We start from the raw sequence: 22,099 nt of genomic DNA, 5'->3' as shown, positions 1-22,099 counted from the left end.
CTGACTCGATTCGGAGTCGCTTCTTTTTTATATACGAAAAATTGCTTGAAAAAAATTGAGTAATGACTAAAAAAACGTAGCATTTAACGAACGTTTGTTCTATAATAAGAGTACCAGATAATAACACAAAAAGAAATAAAAAGTAGTTATTTAGATGGAATTTTCTGAAAACTTCTTTTTTATTTTCATAAATCTGGTATATATAAGAGAGAAGAGTTTTTTGATCTCATCTCTTTCAACGGTAGACGGCAACCAGACGGGATGAAAATCCCCACACTGATGGCAGTTTAACTTATGAACGAAGGAAGGGGTAATCAAATGACAAGAGAAAAAAGATTAATACCTTACAAGGTTCTTGAAGTAATGGAAACGGTGAAAGAGAAGATTCCTGAGGGTGTCGAGCTTGTGAAAGCACCGGCAATTTGGGAAAAAAGCAATTATGGTGAGGGCGTGGTAGTTGCCGTCATCGATACAGGCATTGACAAGGGACATCCAGACCTAAAGGAAAGAATCATTGGTGGGAAGGATTTTACCAATACCGGGGATTTTCAAGATGATAACGGACATGGGACACATGTCAGCGGTACGATTGTGGCTGCCGTTAATAATGCAGGTGTAGTGGGAGTGGCTCCGAAAGCAAGCATATTAGCATTAAAGGCCCTAAATGGTCAAGGACAAGGCGATATAGATTGGATTAATGGAGCTCTAGAGTATGCAATCAATTGGCGGGGACCTAATGAAGAAAAGGTTTCGGTTATTTCACTTTCACTTGGCGGACCTCCGGATGAGGCTGAACACAAACTCATTCAAAAGGCCCTTCAGAACGATATCCTTGTTGTTTGCGCAGCTGGAAATAGTGGTGATGGGCGTCATGAAACGGATGAATTGGATTATCCAGGAGCATATCCCGAGGTAGTGGAAGTCGGAGCTGTGGATTTAAGCAGAAATTTAGCGGATTTTTCAAATACAAATGATGAAATTGACTTGGTGGCGCCAGGGGTTGATATTCTCTCTACGTATCCAGGAAATAAATATGCCAGGTTGAGCGGAACGTCAATGGCTACGCCTCATGTAAGCGGTGCAGCAGCTCTCTTGAAAGTGATTGCTGAAAAGGAATTTGACCGCAATTTAACTGAAGCGGAACTATATGCTCAGCTGGTGAAAAGTACGGAAGATCTGGGAATAAGCAAAAAAGCACAGGGAAATGGACTGCTTAACTTAACGATAGCGGAACAAAGAGTTGAAAAATCGATTAAGATTACCATAGAATCAGAAAACCTTCAGCTACCGAGTAAATCAGTGGTCATGGAATATTAGAAGAGAAAAAAAGGTGCCTCAAGTAATTTTGAGGCACCTTCCATAATGATTATTTTTTAGTTTTCCTTATAGCTGCAAAAAGCGCTACAATGGACAGAATTAGTGAAATGACAGCCAGAGTGATGATCAGCGTTTGATTGCTATCACCTTCTGTTGTTGCTGAATCCTTTGAATTGTCAGTTGTCATGGAATCATTAGTGTCAGCTTCATCTTTGTGACCATGGTCCGCAGGTTCTGCATCAGCCTTGGGAGCAACCGTAATTTCAGTTACAGAATGCGGTAGGTCTGAGCCTTCATCACCGCTCCATTCAACGATTTCACCATCTTCGTAATATTGAAATGCATCCCAGGCAACTTTCGTTTCTTCTTTAGGATTTTGTGCTACGAAAGAGAATTGCTGGAATTGTCCAGCAGCTATTCCTTCATCAGTTGCTGCCCAAGTTACCGTTTTTACATGGCCATCTTTGTCACCTTCCGTTGTTACTTTCCATCCCGGTACAGGCTGATAGCTTTCAAAAGTAACCCCTTCAGGTACTTTTAAAGTCACCTTTGTAGTGGCAGTTTCTTTTTCTACAGGTACTTTGAGTGTATAAGTTTCCCACGCCTCAGGTGCAGATGAACTAGGCTTGACTGTAACGTGAGCATATGCTGAACCGGAAAAAATGAATAATGCTGCAAATGTAAAAATAAGTAGTTTTGAAATGTTTTTCATTAGTATAAATCCCTCCTGTTATGAATTCCCTATGAAAATTATAAAATCAGCATTGATTGAATCCAGGCTTTCAGTTAATCCGTGAATATGGATATTCCACTTTCCTGGCATGGTTAATATAGACTTTGATGAAAATGTACCTGTGTTTTTCTCCGTCATCTGCAGCTTTATTTCACCGCGTGGTGAATCTAATGGCTGCATAGTGATTGTAAGCTGCTCTATTTCAGCAATTGGCTTGCCTTCATTGGAAAGATTTACTTGAATTAGGTTATCCCCTACTTCATTGGGAGTCACCATTAATGTAACCTCATTATTTTCTTCAGTCCGTAATGTCTTTTCAATGGGCCCGGGAGAAGACATGGCAGTTTGGACATTTGTCAATAGAGCTGCAACGAGAAGTATGACGATTCCTAAACCAAACTCCATTCCCACACTATAACCAAGTTTTTTCGTTTGCTTTTTCCCTCTGAGAAAATGAAAGCCTCCTAAAACGATCATGATTAACATGAGACCGATTTTCGCTAGTAACAATTGGCCATATGTTGTGTTAAACAATGAATGGATAGTCGGTACATGCTGTATACTGCTATATATCCCGCTAACAATCAGTAAGATTACAAACAGAAATGCCCATTTGGAAAACCTTTGAATGATCGACCAGTAAAATGTTTTCTTATCTTCTTGGACTGCCTGCCGATCAGCAAGCCCAGGCAAAATCACCAATAAGGCCATAAGGCCGCCGAGCCATAAAGCCATGGACAATAAATGAAGGAAATCCATCAAAACGGCCAGAACCTGATTAGGAACGGCTGCTGTATGTCCAGTGAAAGCCTTACAAATCATCAAGCTGGCTATTATGATGAAAGAAAGGTAAGGCAGTGATTTATTTAAGGAGTTCTCGAGCATGAAATAAATCACTAAAAATAGAAGGAGCAATATTAGAATTTCAATGATCCAGACCGTTCCAAAGTTTGTAGCATTCAATACTTCTTTTATATAACTCACTTTAAATGCATCAGTCCAACCTACGCCAGCATCAATCGTAACTTTTAAAGGCAGACTGCAGAAGATGGAAAATGCTAAACCTGCATATGAAAGCCAAAGGTATAGACGGGTTCTTCTGCTGGCTTCAAAAAGTCGAGAGTCCTTCATTAACGATAATCTAAAAAAAAGGATTCCGGTTAGGGCAGCAAAGCATATGTATTGAAGACTTTGCAGGATAACATTGATGGAATTTGGAAAACTTGCATTCACTTCGGAATTGTCTTGGTCTGGAAGGCCAGATGAATCTCCGAATTGAAAGGGGATGGTTCCTTCAATGGGATGGCCATCACTCGAAACCACTCTCCATTTAATGTAGTAAATCCCTTCATTGATAGTACCCTTCCACTTAGCTTCCAGTATTTTTTCACTTTGTTCCGAGATTGTACTGTCTTGAATTTGAATTTTGTCCCCATCTTGGCTGAATACCTCAAGCGAATGGAAAGCTGGTTGTATATTCTCGCTGAATTGAATGCTGATTTTTTCAGGAAGAGTATCCAACGCTTCATTCGGGCTAGGATTAGAGCTTATTACTGTAGCATGACCAAAAGCCATTGCCGGGCATAAAAGCAAACTGAACAGGCTGACTACCAGCCATAAATATTTTTTCATCTTGGTGTGCCATCATCCTTTCATCAGATTATGTAAGCTCATTATAAAAGGAAAATGTGAAAAAACAGTGAAAATAAATTAGTTATCTAAAGGCAGTTTGAGAGGTTCGCTAGAAAAGTGATAACAATAGGTTAAATTTGTCTTCCTACCTCCATTATAGCCATAAATATTGGTTTGGAATTCCACGTTGCACAAAGTTGTTTCCGAAGGAATCAATAGGTATCCTCCTGTTGGTATAAACTCCATTAAGAAATAATTAAGGTTCCTTTGGTAACCTGGCCCTATCATGTTTGCAGGAAATATAGGAGGGATAGGCTTTGCTGAAGAAGGGATTAAAAGAAAAAAGCGTGAAGGTGATCTTGGTTGGTACACTTGTGGGGATGGGAACATCCACTTACATGCCCGTGGTAGGGGCAGCGGAAGGCACTTCTGTAATTCAGGAAGAGGCACAAACGGTAAATAGTCTTTCAAGGCTAGAAATAGAGGGTGTAGCACTGGATCAAAAATTTTCAGAGGATGTACACGACTATAGTGCAGCAGTGGGAAAAGATGTGGAAAAGATCACCTTGCTTGCAGATAGCCCTAGTGAGACTGCAGCCATATACGTGAATGGTGTCAAAATGACAGATAGTAAAGTGAAGGATTTAACTCTTCAAACTGGCATGAATACGTTTGAAATCACCGTCAGCGATGGGGAAAATGAAACGGTTGCCTATACTCTCAAGGTCGAAAAACTTGAAAGTGATGATAACCTTTTAACATCGATTGGATTATCAAAAGGCTCATTAACATTCGATTCTAAAGTGACAGCTTATAATGCTTCTGTTGAAAATGAAGTTCAGTCCGTTACGGTAACACCGGCATTGAGTGACAGTACCGCAATTGTAAAGGTGAATGGAAAGGATGCAACCAGTGCCGGTGTAAAGGTTACCCTTCCAGTCGGTAAGACAACAGTGAAGATTATTGTTACAGCAGAAAATGGAGATGAAAAAACATATACGCTTACGATTACACGGACAGCTGTCAAGGAAACCGAATCGAAAGATGCCCCTAAAGAGGGTGAAGTACAAAAGGAGCCTTCAACAGGAACAAGTAAAGCTCAACCTTCATCCGATAATGGGAATAAATCATCTTTAACATCAGCCGAATCCTCCAATAATCTAAAACCAACCAGTGGTGTCAGCCAAGTACCGAAAGCACAGCAATTTGAAAGTATTTCAACACAAGAACCGAAAACACAGCAACTTGAAAGTATTTCAACACAAGAACCCAAAACGGATTCTATAGTGAAGGTAGCGTCAGCAGATTCTTTAGGCGAGGAAGGCAATATTGCACCAGTGTTGAACAATCTGACTGTATCATCCGGAGTATGGAACAAATCTTTTGATTCTAATGAGCATACCTATCATATCGAGGTCGATAATGATGTGTCTTCAATCGAAATGTATGCAACGACAAATGCCAGCGGAGCGACGATTGAATATGACGGTGAGAGCAGTGAAAAAGTGAAGATCAAGGATAAAGCGAAGACGGCCATTTCCGTTACCGTTTCAAAGGATGGGGAGCGCCGTACTTACGTCCTTGTTTTCGAAAAGGATATGGATGTGGAAATGGATGAAGAAGAAACCGTGGATGATGTCAAAACAAAAGAGGCGGAAGTTGAGGCAACGCAAATGAGTACAGCTGGCAAGATGGAGAGTAATACATCCAATAATGCGGGAGGGCAGGTTAATGGGAAACAGCCTGTTGAGACCGTGTCATTCTTTGGGAATATAAAGGATTTCTTCACCTCCCTGTTTAAATAGTGATGGTTCTGAATCATGCAAAAAAAGGACAAGGTTTAGGCTTGTCCTCGGATTTATATTTTTATGGGCAAAATGATTTGGACCTCGGTTCCATGATTTAGTTCACTGTTAAAGCGGACCTTTCCCCGGTGCGCCTCAATGATTCGGCAACTGATTGTCAGTCCTAATCCGGTTCCTTTTTCTTTAGAAGAATAGAAAGGCTCTCCAAGATGCTTTATCCGGTTTTTTTCAATTCCGCTTCCATTATCTTTGATGGTGATGGAAAGGTTATTGTTCATGCGTTCTAAATCAACCCAAATGTGATCGGCGGATGCCTCCATTGAATTCTTGAGCATATTTATGAATACTTGTTTTAATTGGTTTCCCTCACATAATAGAAGCGGTATTTCGTTTTTAACAGATATAGATATTTGTGTGGGGTACGAGTCCGCCTCTGGTTTCAACAAGGTTTTGACATCATTTATCAGGTCGATGATTTGATGTTTGCTGAATGGAAGTTCCTGTGGTTTTGCCAGAACGAGTAACTCGCTTACAATTAGATTGATCCGGTCCAATTCACTTAACATGATCGTGTAGTATTGTTCATAGGGATGGTCGCTCTTTTTAAGCAGTTGGACGAAACCTTTTAAAGAAGTCAGCGGGTTTCGTACCTCGTGGGCTACACTTGCGGCAAGTTCGCCGACTATCGACAATTTTTCGGTTCTTCTTAAGCGTGCTTCGGTTTCTCGAATTTGAGTGACTTCTTTAGCATAAGTTATGATTCCGACCAAATCCTCGCCAACCATCATTGGGACAAACGTACAAGAAAGTAAGATGGACTTCCCGTACTTCGTCAGGAATTCTATATCTTTCCCTTTTTTGATCCCCTTTTGGTTTTCCATGACATATTGGCAAGATGTACGGATCAATTCCGCGTCTTCTGCTGAAAAGTTCAAATTAATGAATGAGGCACCATGTACTTCTTCCTGCTGAAAGCCTGTTACTGTTTCGAACCTTGGATTTACGGTTGTGATCATTCCGTTTAAATCAAGCATCAGCATCGGATAAGGGTTGTGTTCAAACAATGATTTATAGCGTTGTTCACTATCGAATAATTGATTCTCCGCGACAACCCTTTCAGAAATATCCCTGCCAATGACGACTAAGCCTTTTCGTGAACCATCCTCATTGAACAGGGGAACTTTAATCGTATCAAAGGTCTTGTGATTGCCATCAGGAAGAGGGACGATTTCTTCACACCTTGTGATTTCCCCTTTTACCCACGTTTCTTCATCGGAAACTTCACAGTAGATCAACGACTCTTTATAAAATTCGGAGTATTCTGCGAGCTCACTGTCTCTTTTTCCCTTATAATCTACATGCTCCAATTGGAATAATTGCAGCCCGAAGGTATTGGATTCAAGCCATCGGCCGTCACCATCCTTGAAGTTAACGAAATCCACCATTGAATTGATGAGTGTACGCCGACGTTGTTCCGCTTCTTTTAATTGTTTGAATTCTTCCCTTTTAGCTAAATAAAGATATAAGATCAAGCCTATTGATAAAAGGAAAATAAAGCCTTCCGCTCTTTGAAGTTGAATGAAGACCTCTTTGTTTTGGATATTTGTAGTTAAAAAATAGTCGAACACGACTAGTGTAATAATCCCGGAAAGGATATATATTGCTAAGATGGAGCGTTTGGACATGGAGATTCTCCCTGATTTTAAGACATTTCGAAGGTAAAATTACATACACATTTTAACAAACTATCGAAAAAAAATATATGCAGAATCCTAAATAAAAAAACAGGGGCCAATGAGGTCACCTGTTTTTTCTGAAGAAGGTTAGTTTCTTCTTCTTTTTTGCACGCTTATAGATAATGAAGAATAGTAAGGTGAGGAGTGCGAGAGCAACTAGGGTATATTGGTTCATTTCAACAGAAAGGAGTCCATATGGGATTAGCGATAGGAAGAAAAAGTATATAAGGTTGCCTAGCGCCGTCGCTAATAAAAAATCCTTGAAAGTGACGGTGCTGACTCCAGCTGCCAAGTTAATTAAGCTTGTTGGGATAAGCGGGAAAATCCTGCCTGTAAAAACGTACATGAAACCATGCTCCACAACAGTTTCTTGCCATTTTTCGCCAATCTTCTTTAAGAGAAGCTCCTGAAACCAGTTTCTTACTGCATAAAAAATGAATCCTGAGGCAACAACACTTGTAAACCAACTCCATAGATAGCCATATATGAATCCGAATATCGTGACATTGATAGTCAGGAGTAAAATTAAGGGGATGATTGTAAAAGAATTTTGTACAAACATCAATACGAATGTCACAATAAATGTAAGCAAAAGGTTTTCCTTCAATATGCCAATGACAGAATCCAGATCACTTTTCCAAACCAAAGTGAACAACTCTGCATTAGAGTAAATAAATATTGCGATTACCAGTAGACCAATTATGGTCAGGACTTTTTTCAAAGGGCCACCACCATTCTTACTAATAGTTTATCATTTTCGAGTTCATTGGTGAAAAAAAAGAGCTGCCGCATCATGCAGACAGCTCTTTTCCATTATAGTGGGTTAACGACGCGAAGATTCCTTTAAAGCCACTTTTCAAACTGAATTCTTTTGTTCATTCCATAAATGATTGGCGCACCAATCAGGAGGACAACGAACTCACCGACAGCCGTAGTCATCCAGCTTAGCCAGAATGGCAAGCCAAAGGCAAGGTTCAGTTCAATTGCAATTAAAAACATTGTGAACGTGAAAAAGATAATCGTGGCAATCATCCGTCCTTTAATGCTTTTTATGAACCGCGAAACAAAAATTACGAGCAATAAGGCGAGCAGAGATTGCCCCACCCCAAAAATCAAATCATATGGAACCATCGGAGAAAAGAGCAGATTCGATATGAAGACTCCGCCGACGATACCGTAGATATACTTTTTATTGAATACAATCAGATGGTTCAACATTTCCGGTACACGAAATTGGAACATCTCAAAAGCTATTGGTTTAAACACCAATGAGACCGCCACATATAAGGCAGCCAATAACCCGTTTATCACGAGTGTACGAACATTCATTTTACTCTCTCCCTAGTTTTTTATCGTGGGATGGTTACGAACCACGTTTAGGCGTTTATCCGAAGATTAATAGTATCCCATGTAAGCTTGTTTCGTCAATTTGTAAAGAATGGTTTTAATTTATAAGTTTCCAAGCAGCAGAAGTAGCCCAATAGGATTTTGATTTATTGCAATGAAGGATGATATTATTTCAATATGTACTTCAAAGGAGTGAATATTTTATGTCGATCGAGAGTGTCAAAAGCCATTTTAAACAATGGAATCGGGAAGGCGATGTAATGGAGTTCGAAACATCGAGTGCTACGGTGATTGAAGCAGCGGAAACCATCGGTGTTATCCCAGCGCGGATTGCTAAGACTCTTTCCTTTAAGGGGGAAGGTGAAAATGCAATTTTGGTTGTTGCCGCTGGGGACGCGAAAGTGGATAATAAGAAATTTCGTCAGACGTTCGGTTTCAAGGCACGAATGCTTTCACCTGAAGAAGTGCTTGCACAGACCGGCCATGCAATCGGAGGAGTTTGCCCGTTTGGTCTGGCAAACGATTTAGCTGTTTTTCTTGATGTATCGATGAAGCGCTTTGATTCATTGTTCCCGGCATGCGGCAGTTCGAACTCTGCAATAGAACTTACACTCACTGAATTATTTGAATATTCAGGTGCGAAGGATTGGGTGGATGTTTGTAAGGGTTGGGAAGAAAAGGGGAATGAGGAAACGGCGGTAGGCAATGCAGTTGATGGCTTTTGATTAATTAATGGTGCCAAAAAGATTCACATGAATGAGATTGAGTCCACTAGGCTGGACTTTATTTGTGGGGACCGCATGCATTTTATCGGTCTATTATTAAAGTGGAAAATCGGGCAGAAAGTGTTCTTGAGCGGAGGTTAAAGATGTTAAATGGAAGCCATAGAAAAAGCAATAGCAGCTATCTTAGTCTTAAAACTCTTTATGAAGAAAATATAACGGTTAAGAGCATTGCCCAGGAGCTTGAGTTTTGCCATAAAAACGATCTGGCGGTAGATATCCAGAAAGCATTGGAAAAAAAGAATTTTGATATATTGGCCGTCCAAGATCGAGGGGAAATCATCGGGTATATCGAAAGGGAAGAACTAGGTGAAGGAAGTATATCTGAATATTTGAGAAATTTTTCACCAAGGGAAATGGTTTCGGATTCAACGCCTTTGATCCAGCTTCTCCATATTTTCAAGAATAAAACAAGGGTGTTCGTATTAGAGAATAATTCAATTAAAAAGTTGATTACCCATGCCGACCTTCAAAAGCCTCCGATCAGAATGCTGATATTCGGGTATATTACCTTATTGGAAATGAGGATGAGCGATATCATCCTGGATAGATTCGGCGATGGCAGCTGGTATCCAATGATCAGCGAAGACCGTTTAGAAAAGGCAACCGAATTATATAAGAGGAGAATCGATAAAAATGAGGATATTAATATAATAGAGTGCCTGCAAATCAGTGATAAATTCGATATCATACATAAAGATAAAGAATTGATGTGTTTCTTCCAAATCCCTTCGAAAAGTAAAGGGAAGAAGGATGCGAATGCCATCCGGAAATTACGGGATAAGATTTCCCATGCTAATGAACTGGGTCTGGACATGTCCTGGATGGAAATCATCGAGGTTGTCGAGTCTTGTGGACGACTGCTCGAAATCTCTGAATCCTATCAGTATGAAAAATAAGGATCCGGCTAATCATGCTGGTTCCTTTTTTGCGCATCCTGACAGAAAAAAACTGCCCAAATCAGGCAGTCTCCCCGAAAACTCAAAACTCCGGCAGTTGATCCAGGTTATTTTCTTTTATTCCATCGGGCTCACTCCGCAATATGTCACGTCCATATTTATGAAAGACATCAACATTGGCCAGGATGCCTGCTTTGGCTTCCGAAAGGGCAGTGGGGTAGTCGAGTTCGCGGCCGGAGTTCGTCTTGATGGCGATAATATTGTCCTCCTCATTTTTCCTTACGGCGATGATTTCTTCTTTTCCTGCTGCATCAAGTTGGTTTGCTTGCGGTGTTCCCTGCTTTTTATATGATTCATAGGCTTTTTCAAATTGGTCCATGTTTTGGACACCTCCTATTTATAGGGTGAGCTATTTTTTCTGCAATATACAAACCGGATTTCGTCCAACTTGAGCCGTTAATTCGTCCAAATGGGCCGATTTTTCGGCACTATTTTTAAGTGAATGCTGTCGTCTTGGCCTGTTTGCAGTGGCATGGCACTTGCATCTAGTTTAAGTAGTAGTAAGAAATAATATCCATTAGATTAAGGGAGGAATATGTATCATGAATGTAAAACAAGGGGCTAGCACTGTAAATGCAAAACAGCAGGTCAAGACAATGAAAGCAGCGGTCGTCAATGAATTTAACCAAAAACTTGAGATTAAAGAAGTACCAATCCCAGAATTGGAATATGGTGAGATATTAGTGAAAATTAAAGCCTGTGGCGTGTGTCATACCGATTTGCATGCGGTACATGGTGATTGGCCGGTAAAACCCAAGCTTCCGCTTATCCCTGGACATGAGGGTGTGGGCATTATAGAAAAGGTGGCAGAAGGCGTAACTTCCTTGAAAGTAGGTGACCGTGTTGGGATCCCATGGCTTTATTCTGCTTGTGGCGATTGTGAATATTGTCTGACTGGAAGGGAAACGCTTTGCTTGGATCAATTGAATGCAGGCTATTCCGTGGACGGGGGGTATGCGGAATATTGTAAAGCACCCGCCAAATATGTGGTGAAGGTTCCTGAAGGGCTTGACTTTGCGGAGGTTTCACCGATTTTCTGTGCAGGTGTAACGACTTATAAAGCGCTTAAGGTATCAGAAGCAAAACCTGGTGATTGGGTAGCGGTTTATGGAATTGGCGGATTGGGACATGTTGCCCTGCAATACGCAAAAGCGATGGGCTTTAATGTCATTGCTGTCGATATTCAAGATGATAAGCTTGATCTGGCAACGGAATTGGGGGCGGATTACACGGTTAATGGGCTTAAGACCGATCCTGTACAGGCCATAAAGGATAAAGTTGGCGGTGTACAGGCATCCATTTCTGTAGCGGTTACGAAAAAAGCATTCGAACAGGCTTACAGTTCAGTCAAGAGGGGCGGGACACTTGTCGTAGTGGGATTGCCGAATGATGAACTTCCAATCCCGATTTTTGATACAGTGTTAAATGGGGTAACTGTAAAAGGGTCAATCGTCGGGACGAGAAAAGATTTACAGGAAGCTGTTCAATTTGCAGCTGAGGGTAAAGTCAGAACGAATATAGAGACGAGGAAACTTGATGAAATCAATGATGTGTTTTCAATGATGGAAAAGGGAGAAATCAACGGACGCATCGTATTGACGCTAGAATAGTAACAGAGGAGGATGCCCTGGAACGGGGCATCCTCCTATTTATTATGTCTGGCTCTTCTCATTTAATATATATCGTAATTTCCTTATGGATATTTGCAAGCGTTTGGCTGCTTCATTCCGGTTGCCGTAGGTTTTTTGCAATGCCTGCATGACGAGCTCCTTTCCAATTGTGGATTGAAGCTGTTTGATTTCCGTAAGGATTTCTTCAAGCATCAGTTCATCCTTCTCATTAAAGTCAGCCACTAGCCTTTTTCGCCACTCTTCAAGAAGGTTTTCAGTTGACTGAATCTCATTAGGGGACACGTTTTTGTCAGGGGTGATCTGGCCGTTAGATAGAGAGATATCATCGGCGGTTATTACCGACTTATGGTCTGCAAGAGTTAGCGTGCGCATGACCACATTAGATAGTTCGCGTATGTTGCCCGGCCAGTTGTATTGCTGTAATTTTTCAATGGCTTCATTGGAAAAAGAGATATCTCCATGACCATTTCTCTCCATCAAGTGACGGACAAGCAAGGGAATATCTTCTTTTCGGTTGCGCAAAGGCGGGATATCCAGAGTCACGACGTTCAGTCGGTAAAATAGGTCTTCCCGGAATTTATTCTTATCCACTGCCTGCTGCAGGTTTTCATTGGATGCTGCCACTAACCGGGCGTTCGTCCGTAATGTCCCGCTGCTGCCGACCCGCATGAATTCACGCGTTTCCAAAACTCGAAGCAATTTGACTTGAATGGCGGGACTTGCGTCCGCGATTTCATCAAGGAAAAGCGTCCCGTTCCCTGCAATTTCGAAAAAACCCTTTCGCAACTGGGTAGCTCCTGTGAAAGCCCCCTTTTCATGACCGAATAATTCGCTTTCAAGCAAGGATTCAGAGATCGCTCCACAATTGATGCCGATAAAAGGTTCATGGTTTCGGGGGCTGGCTATGTGGATGAAGCGGGAAAGCACTTCTTTACCGCTTCCGGTTTCTCCTTCGATTAATACATTGACGGATTTTTGGGCCACCTTGAAAGCCATTTCAATCAAATTCTTCATTAAAGGACTTTCACCGACAATGAGTCCTGAATCCTCGGCTAGCTTATGGATGAAATGCTGGTTCAAAGCTTCATTTTCATTCAATAGGTTGTCAATCTGCCTTTCCAGTACTTCAATATCCACGAAGGGTTTTTCCATGTAATCACTCGCGCCGAGTTTCATGGCATCAACAGCGATCTTGACGGTGCTGTATCCGGTCATGATCAGTACCTTGCAACGCGGCTGCTGTTGTTTTAGATGCTGCAGGAGGGAAAGTCCATCGCAATCCGGAAGCTTCAAATCTATCATTGCGACATCAAAACGCTGCTGATTCCAGTCGATCTCATGAAACTCCTTCCCGCTATTCACAACTTGTACGAGGTAACCTTTCATCGTAAAAAGGCGGGATAGAAAAGTCCCAACCTCTTTCTCATCGTCTACCACAAGTAAATGAATCACCTTATCATCCCCTTTCCTCTCCTTGTATGGGAAGCCTCAGAAAAAAAGTGCTTCCTTGTCCTGGTGTGCTCAAAACGTCGATCTTTCCGCCATGGTCTTTAGCGATGCCAAGGCTTACAGACAGCCCTAAACCTGTACCTTTTTCACGGTCTTTAGTCGTATGAAAGGGATGGAATATGAAGGGCAGGCGTTCTTTTTCAATCCCCGTTCCGTTATCAGTCACCTGAACCACCATGAACTTGTTTTCTGAATAGGTAGTGATCGCAATCGATTTTTCCTTCTGAGTGGACTCATCCAATGCGTCCTTGGCATTCAATAGCAAGTTGATGATGATCTGTTCTATCTGCGGCTGGCTGCCCTTTATGAAAGGAAGGTCTTCCTGAAGTGTAAGATGGAGGGAAATCTGCTTCTTCCCAAGTTGGAACTTCAAAAGGTTCAAAACCTGGTGAATGGTTTCGTTAATAGAGTAATAGTGGAATCTATACTCATCCTGCCTTGAAAAGGTAAGCAGGCTTTTCACTATTTGCCTGCATCGGTCTCCGCAAATCTTAATATCGTTCAATAGCATATAATCCGGATTGTCCTGTGGAGTTTTCCGTAATAAAATTTGCGAGTTACCAAGAATGGCCGTTAATGGGCTATTCAATTCATGGGCAACCCCAGCTGCCATTTCACCAATAGCCCCAAGTTTACCGGCATGTAATAGCTGGACTTCCATCTGTCTTCTTTCGGTGACGTTTTTATAATAAGCAATGACCCCATAGACTTGATGCTCCTTATTTTGAATCGGGTAAGCATGCATTTCCAAGATGGTATCATGCTGAAGGAGTATTTCCTGAAATCCTGGCTTATTGAATGAAAAGGTATCTTGAATCAGATTTTGGGATTTCTCAATTAAAGGAACAAGGTCGGAAAAGTCCCTGGCTGAATCATTGGATTGATAGACCGTTCCTTTGTGATCAAAGACGATGATCATATCTTCAACTGCCTTGAATGTATCCTCCCACTCCTGTTTGGAATGAAGAACTTCCTTATAAAGCTGGGCATTCTCCAAAGTTAACGCAAGCTGATTGGAAAGTTGCTCAAGAAATTCGAGTTCATCTTTATGCCATGTTTTCTTTTTCTTCCTGCCGAAAGTCCAAATTCCGATTTTTTTACTTTTTCCGTATAAAGGAACTAATAGAAGTGATTCAATCTCAAGGGATAATAGACGTTCCTTTTCTGGGAAGTCCGGTAACCGTTTAACTTCCACCTGAATGGGCTGCTTGTCTTTCAAGGCAGACGAGAAACCCTGAAAAGGGTGTAACAAGTTTTTAGAATCCATTTCAAGTTCGCAGTGACCATTGGGGCAGATGTGAAGCAGGGCAGGTTCTTCCTCATACAATATGACAAAATGACTGTCATCGAAGGTAATGAGCTGCTTAAGTTTTGTAATAACATTTCGGAGAATCTCTTGGATGTCGATGTCCATATTCATATTTTTAGTGATGTCATTCATAATTTCAAGCTGCATATTCTTCTTCTTCAGCTGATCCACGGTTTTCTTAAGTTCCGTGTAATACGTTTTCTTTGAAGATTTCACACCCGTCATTAAATCTATCAATTCAAGTTTGTTCATGCTTATCACCTCTTATAGGGCTGTAAGAAGCAGCTGGCTAATCTGTTCTAATGACATATCACGAGGATTTGTGATCATACAGGCATCCTCAAGAGCGGTCATCCCTATGGGATCTATCATTTCCTTTGTAATGCCGACATCACTTAAACTCTTGGGAGCCCCTATATCCTGGGATAATTCCCTTACGAAGTGAATGGCTGCCATTCCTGCTTGCTGCTCGGTCAATGTCCGTGTATCGATGCCCATGATGTCTGCAATCTCGCTGAATCGCCTTGGTGAGGCAATTCGATTGAAATCCATGACATGTGGAAGGAGTATCGCATTGATTTCTCCATGCGGAAGGAGGTACTTGCCGCCTATGGCATGTGAAATGGCATGGGCAGCTCCCAAAATTGCATTGGAAAAAGCTAGTCCAGCCTGCAGGCTCGCCATCGCCATCGCTTTTTTGGCTTCATCATTATGCCTGGATGCAACAGAGGGGCGTAAGTGGCGGGAAACGATGGAAAGCGCGTTTTTAGCTTGTACATCTGTCAAAGGTGTCGCAGCGATTGAAACATAGGATTCAATGGCGTGGGTTAAAACATCCATTCCCGTAGCTGCGGTCAAATCCGGTCCCAATGTTGTTAAGGTACCAGGATCGACGATTGCAATATCGGGGACGAGTGATTTTGAAATGATCGTCATTTTTTTCTCGCGGAATGAATCGACGATCACCGAAAACTGAGATACTTCCGAACCCGATCCTGCAGTGGTCATGATCATCACCATGGGTGGGAGGGGAGAGTGGACTTTATCAACACCTTCATAATCACTGATGATGCCGCCATTCGTTACTAAAAGGGCTACCCCTTTGGCGACATCCAAAGCACTGCCTCCACCCAAACCAATGATGGCATCACATTCTTGTTCTTTAAATTCCAAACAGCCGGCTTCGATCTCCCTGTCCTTCGGATTGGTCGTCATTTCAATGAAGGTAGCAAAAGCAAGGCCTGCATCTTGGCAGGATTTAATGACTTTATCTAACCAGCCAGCATTGGCCACCCCGGAGTCGCTGACTATCAAGGCCTTTTTGGCACCCAGCCGCAAGCAGGCCTCGCCAGCTTGTTCAATTGAACCTTTTCCAAAAATCACTTCCGGCATCACGAATTTAGTTATCGACATCTTTGCGCCTTCTCCCTGTAAAAATTCTATCTCTTCTGTATTATTTTCCCGAAAAAGAGCGAAAATCCTGTTTGGATTGCAGGTATTTTTATATAATATGACAAATTATCGAATGATAGAGAACTTTTGGCACAAGTCAAATATCCTATTAATTTCTTTAATTTGTAAATTCGTTACTTTAGACATGTATGAATAGGGATAAACCTACCTAGTTAGTATTCTCTATATATTGTAAAATTATGGTGGAATCTATTAAACTGGGAGGCAATTTATGAAAAAACAATTTCTATCGGTAACCTTAATCGCGGCATTGACACTCGGGACAGCCGGGACATCCGCCGCTTTAGCAACGCCACACTCATCGCCGGTGCTATCTGCGCCATCCACGGACAAGCAAGTCATTAAAAGAATCGATGCCGATAAAATCTACAATAATATTGAATACCTCTCACAAACACCTCGGGTGGCCGGTACGGATTCTGAGTATAAAGCCGTCCAATACATCAAAAAGCAATTCAAATCTTATGGCTATAAGGCCGATATCGAAGAGTTCAATTTTTTATCTTATACAGACCCAAATCTGGTCGAACTGTCCGTTGCCGGAATTGATGGGGAAATCCAAGCGAACCATTTAACCTATTCAGTTAATGGGGACCTATCCGGTGAAGTTGTATATGCCGGTTTAGGAACGAAAGAAGAGCTAGAGGAAACCGACGTTTCAGGGAAGATTGCCCTTATACAAAGAGGGAGCCTCACTTTTGCAGAGAAAGTATTGAATGCAGCAGAAAAAGGGGCATCTGGAGTCATCCTATTCAATAATGCAGATGGGGAATTAAACGGGACACTTGGGGAGGATAATGACAAGTATATTCCATCCGTCACGATCACCAAAAAGGATGGAGAAGCCCTTCTTGAAAAATTGAATGCAGGAGTCAAATTGACTGCATCATTAAAAATAGAAGGAGCTTATTCCGGAGAAAAAACCTCTTATAATGTAGTGGCAACGAAAAAAGCAACAAAGAATAATAAAGCAAAAAAGAGCGATATTATTTATATTACTGGACATCATGATTCCGTCGCGGGGGCACCCGGAGCGAATGATGATGCATCAGGAACATCCGTCACCCTTGAACTTGCACGTGTTTTGAAGAATCTTCCTACAGATACGGAAATTCGCTTCGTCACCTTTGGGGCAGAGGAAAATGGATTGCTAGGTTCACAGCATTATGTGGACAATCTCCCTGATGATGATATCAAGCGGACCATTGCCGACTTCAATCTGGATATGGTGGGAAGCAGGGATGCCGGAGATTTGGTCATTTTGACTAATGATGGAGAAATGAACCTTGTAACCGAGCTGGCCCAAGCATCAAGCACAAGACTGAATGGTGAGCCGACTCCATATGGACAAGGCGGGAGAAGTGACCATGTATCTTTTGCTGAGGCTGGAATACCCGCTGCTTTATTCATCCATAGTCCATCAGAACCTTGGTATCATACTCCTGATGATACCATTGATAAAATCTCAAAAGAAAAGCTTCAAGATGTTGCTGAAATTGTCGGCACCGCTGTATATGACCAAGCTAAAATCGAAACTAAAAAACCTGATTTCAATCATAAAAAAGGGAAAAAGGTGAAAGTTCCGCATTTATTTGGCGAAAAGGAATTCAAATAATGCAGTAAATATTCAGAGGGTGCAGCCTGCACCCTTTCTTTATGTCTAAAAATGGAGATGTAGGGGTAAAAAGTCTAATCTGGAATTGAAGCGTGCGGGCTGAATTTCCTAATTCCGTAGCATAAATAGCTTATTTATCCCTATTTAACTCTAAGACTATAATCCTTATAATAAAAATTATGAAAAATATGACAGTCTACATAATGAGAATAGTATGTTTGAGGTGATTTTTTAGGTGTATGCAAATTCATTGAGTGAAATTCACTCTGCCCTCTTTTGTAAAACATCCGATGTGAATGAAAAAATCAATCGTTTGGAGCAGGCAAAAAGACAAATCAAAGAAGAACAGAATGCTTGTCTTGGGGAAATAGCTAAAATTAAAAATCCGGACTTGGCAAAAAGCTGGACGGGAAACCGTGCAGAAGACTTTCAAGATGCCCGCAGTGATGCATACAAGGCAATGTCAACGATCATTCATGATGATTATGACGACTATCAAGAGAAAATCGACGGTAAAATCATGATGCTTAATATAGAGAAAAAGGCTCTGAGTGCAGCAGGTACGATAGCACATGAAGCGGATGTTCTTTTAGGCAAAGGAGAAGCCGTCATAGATCAATTGGAAAGCAAAATATCATATTTAAAAGGGTGGTTGTTTTAATGACGACAATCAAACTGAATCATCCTGCCGTAACGAAGCAAGTCGATCAGGTGAAGACGGCACTTGGTACAGTCACGCTTGGAAATTTGCCGGCGGGCGAGCTTGGCAATAATAAATTGGAATTCACCTCGAAATGGATCGACCGCGAAACGAACCTGGAGAAGGTCTTCGAGCAATATATCAAAATCGTCCAGAAAAATGTGGAAGATACCCGTGCCAACATTGACTTATTAAAAGAACAGGATGAAGCCATCGCCCATACGTCTTCACATGGGTATCAGCGATGAAGATATATGAAGCCGAGACATTGACGGCCGCAACCAAGTCGCGCGCCAAGCAATATGAAGAACTAAAGAAGGAAGTCACAGCCCTGAAAAAGGAATTTCAGGGCATCGTCGGCCTGGATAACGAGTTTCAGGGAGCCGGTGCTACTGCCATCAAAAGCTTCTATGAAGCGCAAATCGAGGTGGCGGATGCCTGGATGGAACTATTCACGACCCAAATCAGTTTTTTGGAAGGCATACCGGCCACCCTGGAAGAGGCGGACCTCTCCGGAAATACGGTGGTCGAGGTTCCCTTTTTAGATGGTGAAGTCTCGAACGGCATCAACCAAGCGAAGTCGCTTGTCGATGAACAAGCGAACGATCTTCAAAGGATCCTGAACAGCATTGACGATATCCTGCCTCTTGATATGTTCGACCAAAAGAACTTTAATGAAAAAATCACACTGGCCGGACAAAGGCTGGATGACACCGGGACAAAGGTCGAGAATGTCGACCGGCAATTGGTCGAGGAATATGATGTGTCCGTTGGGCAGGAAAACGTGGCCGTTGGCCTCTTCCGCGCCTTGCTTGATGCCACCAAACAGGACGGCCACGTTTCGCCGATGACATTTAATCAATCGGCATTCAAGAATAGTGACGTCTATCAAGTGAAGGATGAAGTCGCCGGTCAGATGAAAGACTATCAGACCTTCAAAAAGGATCAAGCAGAAGCCCGGAAAATCGAACAGGAAATGGAAGAACTCGAAAATCGTCCATGGTATGAAAAAGCCTGGGATACGACAAAAACCTTTACAGGGGAATTCACGGGATATTATGATTCAATCAGGGCCTCAACCGGAGTCGATCCAGTAACGGGCCGCAAGCTGTCCGATGCCGAAAGAATCGCCGCAGGCGCCATGGCAGCCGCTGGATTCATCCCCGTCGTCGGCTGGGCCGGTCGGGCCATCAAAGGCGGCAGCGCCATATACAAAACGGCCAAAGGACTCAACGCAGCGAACCACGCGCTCGATGCCTATAAAACGACAAAAGGCTTTAGCCTCCTTCAGAAAACCGAATACGGGATATACGGCCTCCTCGCAGCCAACGGCCTCGGTGAAGCGGCCACCGGCAAAGACATGTTCGGCAACCAGCTAACCGAGGAACAGCGCCAGAACGGGCTGTTAATGGCTCTTGGAATTGGCGGTGTGGCAGGTGCGGCTAAAGTCGCTGATAAAGTAGCAAGTGGTACAAAGTTCGTCCCTTACAGCAAGGAATTTGCGCAAAAGCAGGTTCAGAAGGTTCAAGCCACAATAACAGATATAGCGAGATCAGGAAAAACCACGTTAAAAAATATAGGTGAAGAACTAGGCAAAAAAGAAATTCCTAAACGGATAAGTATGGAACAAATCTACCTCGCAGGAGGACCAACCCTTCGCCAAGTTATGATGGAAAAGCAGACAATTAAGGAAGCCTATCAGAAATTTACGGTGAAGGATAGAAAAGTAGAGGGTGTTTCAGGGGAGAGTATTTCTAAGGGTACGGACAAAGGTGTTAAGTCAGCTAGTGGGGCAACAGATATTAGAAATACAAAATGTACCAAAGCAGATTTGCATGATTACCTGAAAAATATTGATGAAAAATTAGCAGGTGAATACTTAAAAACAGAAAAATGGCCTAGAGAGATTCAAATACCTAAAGATCCTAGTGTATTAATGCCTGATGGCAAAATAGATTGGTCACAGGTGCCAAATGATGGATTTAGACTTGATGCAGCAGGAAATCCAATTAAAGATCCATATATTTCAAAAATTGGAGAAGTAATTGATAGATATGGCCCTGCGGAGGGGAGATTTACTTCACCGGTTATTGATGGAAAGCCATATTCATATGAACAGCGTTCATTACCATATCTCGAAGATACATCAAAATATCATCAATACAAGATTACGGGCGACTTTAGTAAGATGGAGTCTTATATAAATAATTGTCCTAACAAAGGATTAAAAGCTGCGATTGAGGGTTACATGAAAAAATATTCCTTAAAATTTGATGATTTAGTTATTCAGAAAGGGGATATCGCTCCAGGTTTTGGATCTGTAGGTGGAGGTATTCAATATCAATTGCCGTTACCAGCAAAGCTTTTAGAAGATTTGGGTATGATAAAACTTTTGTTCTGACTTAGGAGGAATAGTATGAATATAGATGATGCTAAGAAAATAATTCAAAATGAAGAATTAGAAAATTATTGTTTTTTTTGTAAGGAGACTTCCAATGAAGGTGAAGTAGTTATTGAAAAAGATGGTTATGAGTGGAAGGTATACACAAACGACGAGAGAGCAACAAAAACAGGGGAGAAAATATACAAAGAAGAAAGTGAAGCTTTACATGATTTTATCGAGAGGATCAGAGGAGACAAAGCAATGAGAATGTACTTTAAAAGTTTATTGTAGATATGAAAAGATATTCATAAGGAATTAGTGCTGTCAAACTAAATGAAGAAGCATTAGAAATAGACAGGGTGGGCTTACAGTAGATGTTGGTCCACCCTTCGTCTGTTCAAAAATACTAAGGAGTTGTACTAAATTCGATTATGGCAATTCAGAATCGTGACTATAAAACCTGGCTAATCATAGATAGATTCGTGTGGGAACATTTATTCACCTATGCTCTCCATATTAAAATATTGTGAGCTTGAACCCCGTACCCTTTTTAAACCTGCAAAGAAAAAATAAGCTTTCTCACCTAAAGGGAAACTATAATTCTGAAATCTACTATTAAATGAAAATGAGGTTTTTAATTTGAATGCATTAACAGGTGATATTTTAGTGAAAGGAAACATACTTAATGGAAATACAAATAAACAGGCTTTTTGTATAAATTTTCAAAATGAACTTCTATCAAGCGATATATCGAATAATATGTTTGTTTTTAAGGACGCAATTATGTTAGATGAAATTTATTTTTGGATTGTAGTTAACTTTCAGAATGGTAAAGTTTCTCGTATTGAACTCGACAATGCTGATGAAAATTTGAAAAATACTTACAATAATTGGTCTAATTATAAAGCTAAAAAAAAGAAAGAGATACATGATAAATGGGTAGAAGAGATATTAGGAAAACCAGATATTAAAAAAGGAGACTCTTTAATTTATAATAGAACTTGGGGAGAAGTCACTTCATTTGAAGATAAGAAAAGTGGACAAGTAGAGATCTGGATCAGTTATAAAAAATGACAGAGAAAACCGAATCTAGCTATAATAAAATAAAACCTTGAGTGGCCAAAGCCATTCAAGGTTTTTTAATGAATTGAAATAATACTCCAATTAA

At 41.3% G+C, this 22,099-nt stretch carries 20 protein-coding genes and 1 riboswitch; of the genes, 11 read left to right on the top strand and 9 right to left on the bottom strand.

What is annotated here, in order from left to right:
• Nucleotides 1–318 precede the first annotated feature (318 nt).
• On the top strand, nt 319–1,317 hold the full coding sequence (locus BS1321_RS10095; RefSeq protein WP_063235755.1) for a S8 family peptidase: 999 nt from the start codon (nt 319–321) through the stop codon (nt 1,315–1,317).
• Nucleotides 1,318–1,366: 49 nt separating this feature from the next.
• Here the strand turns inward: BS1321_RS10095 and BS1321_RS10090 are convergent, their stop codons facing one another.
• Both BS1321_RS10090 and BS1321_RS10085 read right to left on the bottom strand, forming a co-directional pair.
• Nucleotides 1,367–2,029, bottom strand: coding sequence for a YcnI family copper-binding membrane protein (locus BS1321_RS10090; RefSeq protein WP_063235756.1), 663 nt, complete (start codon nt 2,027–2,029; stop codon nt 1,367–1,369).
• An 18-nt stretch (nt 2,030–2,047) separates the two neighbouring features.
• A complete protein-coding gene (locus tag BS1321_RS10085; RefSeq protein ID WP_063235757.1) occupies nt 2,048–3,682 on the bottom strand; it encodes a copper resistance CopC/CopD family protein in 1,635 nt (544 codons plus the stop codon).
• 317 nt (nt 3,683–3,999) lie between these two features.
• Between BS1321_RS10085 and BS1321_RS10080 the strand changes: the two genes are divergently transcribed.
• A complete protein-coding gene (locus BS1321_RS10080) occupies nt 4,000–5,487 on the top strand; it encodes a cadherin-like beta sandwich domain-containing protein (protein ID WP_063235758.1) in 1,488 nt (495 codons plus the stop codon).
• Nucleotides 5,488–5,540: 53 nt separating this feature from the next.
• Here BS1321_RS10080 and BS1321_RS10075 read toward each other — a convergent pair whose 3' ends face one another.
• The 3 genes from BS1321_RS10075 to BS1321_RS10065 form a co-directional block, all read right to left on the bottom strand.
• On the bottom strand, nt 5,541–7,172 hold the full coding sequence (locus BS1321_RS10075; RefSeq protein ID WP_063235759.1) for a PAS domain-containing sensor histidine kinase: 1,632 nt from the start codon (nt 7,170–7,172) through the stop codon (nt 5,541–5,543).
• Between the two features lie 115 nt (nt 7,173–7,287).
• A complete protein-coding gene (locus BS1321_RS10070) occupies nt 7,288–7,944 on the bottom strand; it encodes a TVP38/TMEM64 family protein (protein ID WP_063235760.1) in 657 nt (218 codons plus the stop codon).
• 122 nt (nt 7,945–8,066) lie between these two features.
• Entirely contained in the window at nt 8,067–8,552 is a 486-nt protein-coding gene (locus BS1321_RS10065) for a QueT transporter family protein (protein WP_063235761.1), read from the bottom strand.
• A 6-nt stretch (nt 8,553–8,558) separates the two neighbouring features.
• Nucleotides 8,559–8,603, bottom strand: a riboswitch (PreQ1 riboswitch).
• A 170-nt stretch (nt 8,604–8,773) separates the two neighbouring features.
• On the opposite strand from BS1321_RS10065, the gene BS1321_RS10060 reads away from it, so the two are divergent.
• Both BS1321_RS10060 and BS1321_RS10055 read left to right on the top strand, forming a co-directional pair.
• Nucleotides 8,774–9,295, top strand: coding sequence for a YbaK/EbsC family protein (locus BS1321_RS10060; RefSeq protein ID WP_063235762.1), 522 nt, complete (start codon nt 8,774–8,776; stop codon nt 9,293–9,295).
• Nucleotides 9,296–9,438: 143 nt separating this feature from the next.
• Nucleotides 9,439–10,251, top strand: coding sequence for a hypothetical protein (locus tag BS1321_RS10055; RefSeq protein WP_063235763.1), 813 nt, complete (start codon nt 9,439–9,441; stop codon nt 10,249–10,251).
• A gap of 82 nt (nt 10,252–10,333) precedes the next feature.
• Here BS1321_RS10055 and BS1321_RS10050 read toward each other — a convergent pair whose 3' ends face one another.
• On the bottom strand, nt 10,334–10,630 hold the full coding sequence (locus BS1321_RS10050; protein ID WP_063235764.1) for a DUF3892 domain-containing protein: 297 nt from the start codon (nt 10,628–10,630) through the stop codon (nt 10,334–10,336).
• A 277-nt stretch (nt 10,631–10,907) separates the two neighbouring features.
• Here BS1321_RS10050 and adhP point away from each other — a divergent pair, with 277 nt between their 5' ends.
• Nucleotides 10,908–11,921 (top strand): alcohol dehydrogenase AdhP, encoded by a 1,014-nt coding sequence (gene adhP / locus BS1321_RS10045; protein WP_063235775.1) that lies wholly within the window; start codon nt 10,908–10,910, stop codon nt 11,919–11,921.
• Between the two features lie 42 nt (nt 11,922–11,963).
• On the opposite strand, the gene BS1321_RS10040 is transcribed toward adhP, so the two are convergent.
• Genes BS1321_RS10040 through BS1321_RS10030 form a run of 3 tightly spaced genes read right to left on the bottom strand, consistent with a single transcriptional unit; the run spans nt 11,964 to nt 16,173 of the window.
• Nucleotides 11,964–13,394: a sigma-54-dependent transcriptional regulator gene (locus tag BS1321_RS10040; RefSeq protein ID WP_063235765.1), complete on the bottom strand. Its 1,431-nt coding sequence runs from the start codon at nt 13,392–13,394 to the stop codon at nt 11,964–11,966.
• Between the two features lie 4 nt (nt 13,395–13,398).
• On the bottom strand, nt 13,399–15,012 hold the full coding sequence (locus tag BS1321_RS10035; RefSeq protein ID WP_063235766.1) for a sensor histidine kinase: 1,614 nt from the start codon (nt 15,010–15,012) through the stop codon (nt 13,399–13,401).
• 12 nt (nt 15,013–15,024) lie between these two features.
• The gene (locus tag BS1321_RS10030) at nt 15,025–16,173 is read right to left on the bottom strand and encodes an iron-containing alcohol dehydrogenase (protein ID WP_063235767.1); all 1,149 of its coding nucleotides are present in this window, start codon (nt 16,171–16,173) and stop codon (nt 15,025–15,027) included.
• Between the two features lie 271 nt (nt 16,174–16,444).
• Between BS1321_RS10030 and BS1321_RS10025 the strand changes: the two genes are divergently transcribed.
• The 6 genes from BS1321_RS10025 to BS1321_RS10000 all read left to right on the top strand — a co-directional run bounded on the left by BS1321_RS10025 (nt 16,445) and on the right by BS1321_RS10000 (nt 22,005).
• Nucleotides 16,445–17,848 (top strand): M28 family peptidase, encoded by a 1,404-nt coding sequence (locus BS1321_RS10025; RefSeq protein WP_063235768.1) that lies wholly within the window; start codon nt 16,445–16,447, stop codon nt 17,846–17,848.
• A gap of 235 nt (nt 17,849–18,083) precedes the next feature.
• Nucleotides 18,084–18,509 carry a YwqH-like family protein gene (locus tag BS1321_RS10020; protein ID WP_063235769.1) on the top strand — a complete coding sequence of 142 codons (426 nt, stop codon included), beginning with the start codon at nt 18,084–18,086 and terminating at the stop codon, nt 18,507–18,509.
• Entirely contained in the window at nt 18,509–18,796 is a 288-nt protein-coding gene (locus BS1321_RS10015) for a YwqI/YxiC family protein (protein WP_034306007.1), read from the top strand. The genes BS1321_RS10020 and BS1321_RS10015 overlap by 1 nt, the downstream gene beginning before the upstream one ends.
• A complete protein-coding gene (locus BS1321_RS10010) occupies nt 18,793–20,949 on the top strand; it encodes a T7SS effector LXG polymorphic toxin (RefSeq protein WP_094246601.1) in 2,157 nt (718 codons plus the stop codon). The genes BS1321_RS10015 and BS1321_RS10010 overlap by 4 nt, the downstream gene beginning before the upstream one ends.
• A 15-nt stretch (nt 20,950–20,964) precedes the next feature.
• Entirely contained in the window at nt 20,965–21,222 is a 258-nt protein-coding gene (locus BS1321_RS10005) for an Imm59 family immunity protein (RefSeq protein WP_063235270.1), read from the top strand.
• Between the two features lie 348 nt (nt 21,223–21,570).
• The gene (locus BS1321_RS10000) at nt 21,571–22,005 is read left to right on the top strand and encodes a hypothetical protein (RefSeq protein WP_063235271.1); all 435 of its coding nucleotides are present in this window, start codon (nt 21,571–21,573) and stop codon (nt 22,003–22,005) included.
• Nucleotides 22,006–22,099: the final 94 nt, after the last annotated feature.

Origin of the sequence: Peribacillus simplex NBRC 15720 = DSM 1321, from assembly GCF_002243645.1 — a bacterium.
In the GTDB taxonomy this organism is placed as follows: Bacteria; Bacillota; Bacilli; order Bacillales; family DSM-1321; genus Peribacillus; species Peribacillus simplex.
The sequence above is the reverse complement of the archived record's forward strand: the minus strand, read 5'-3'. Positions and strand labels throughout refer to the sequence as shown.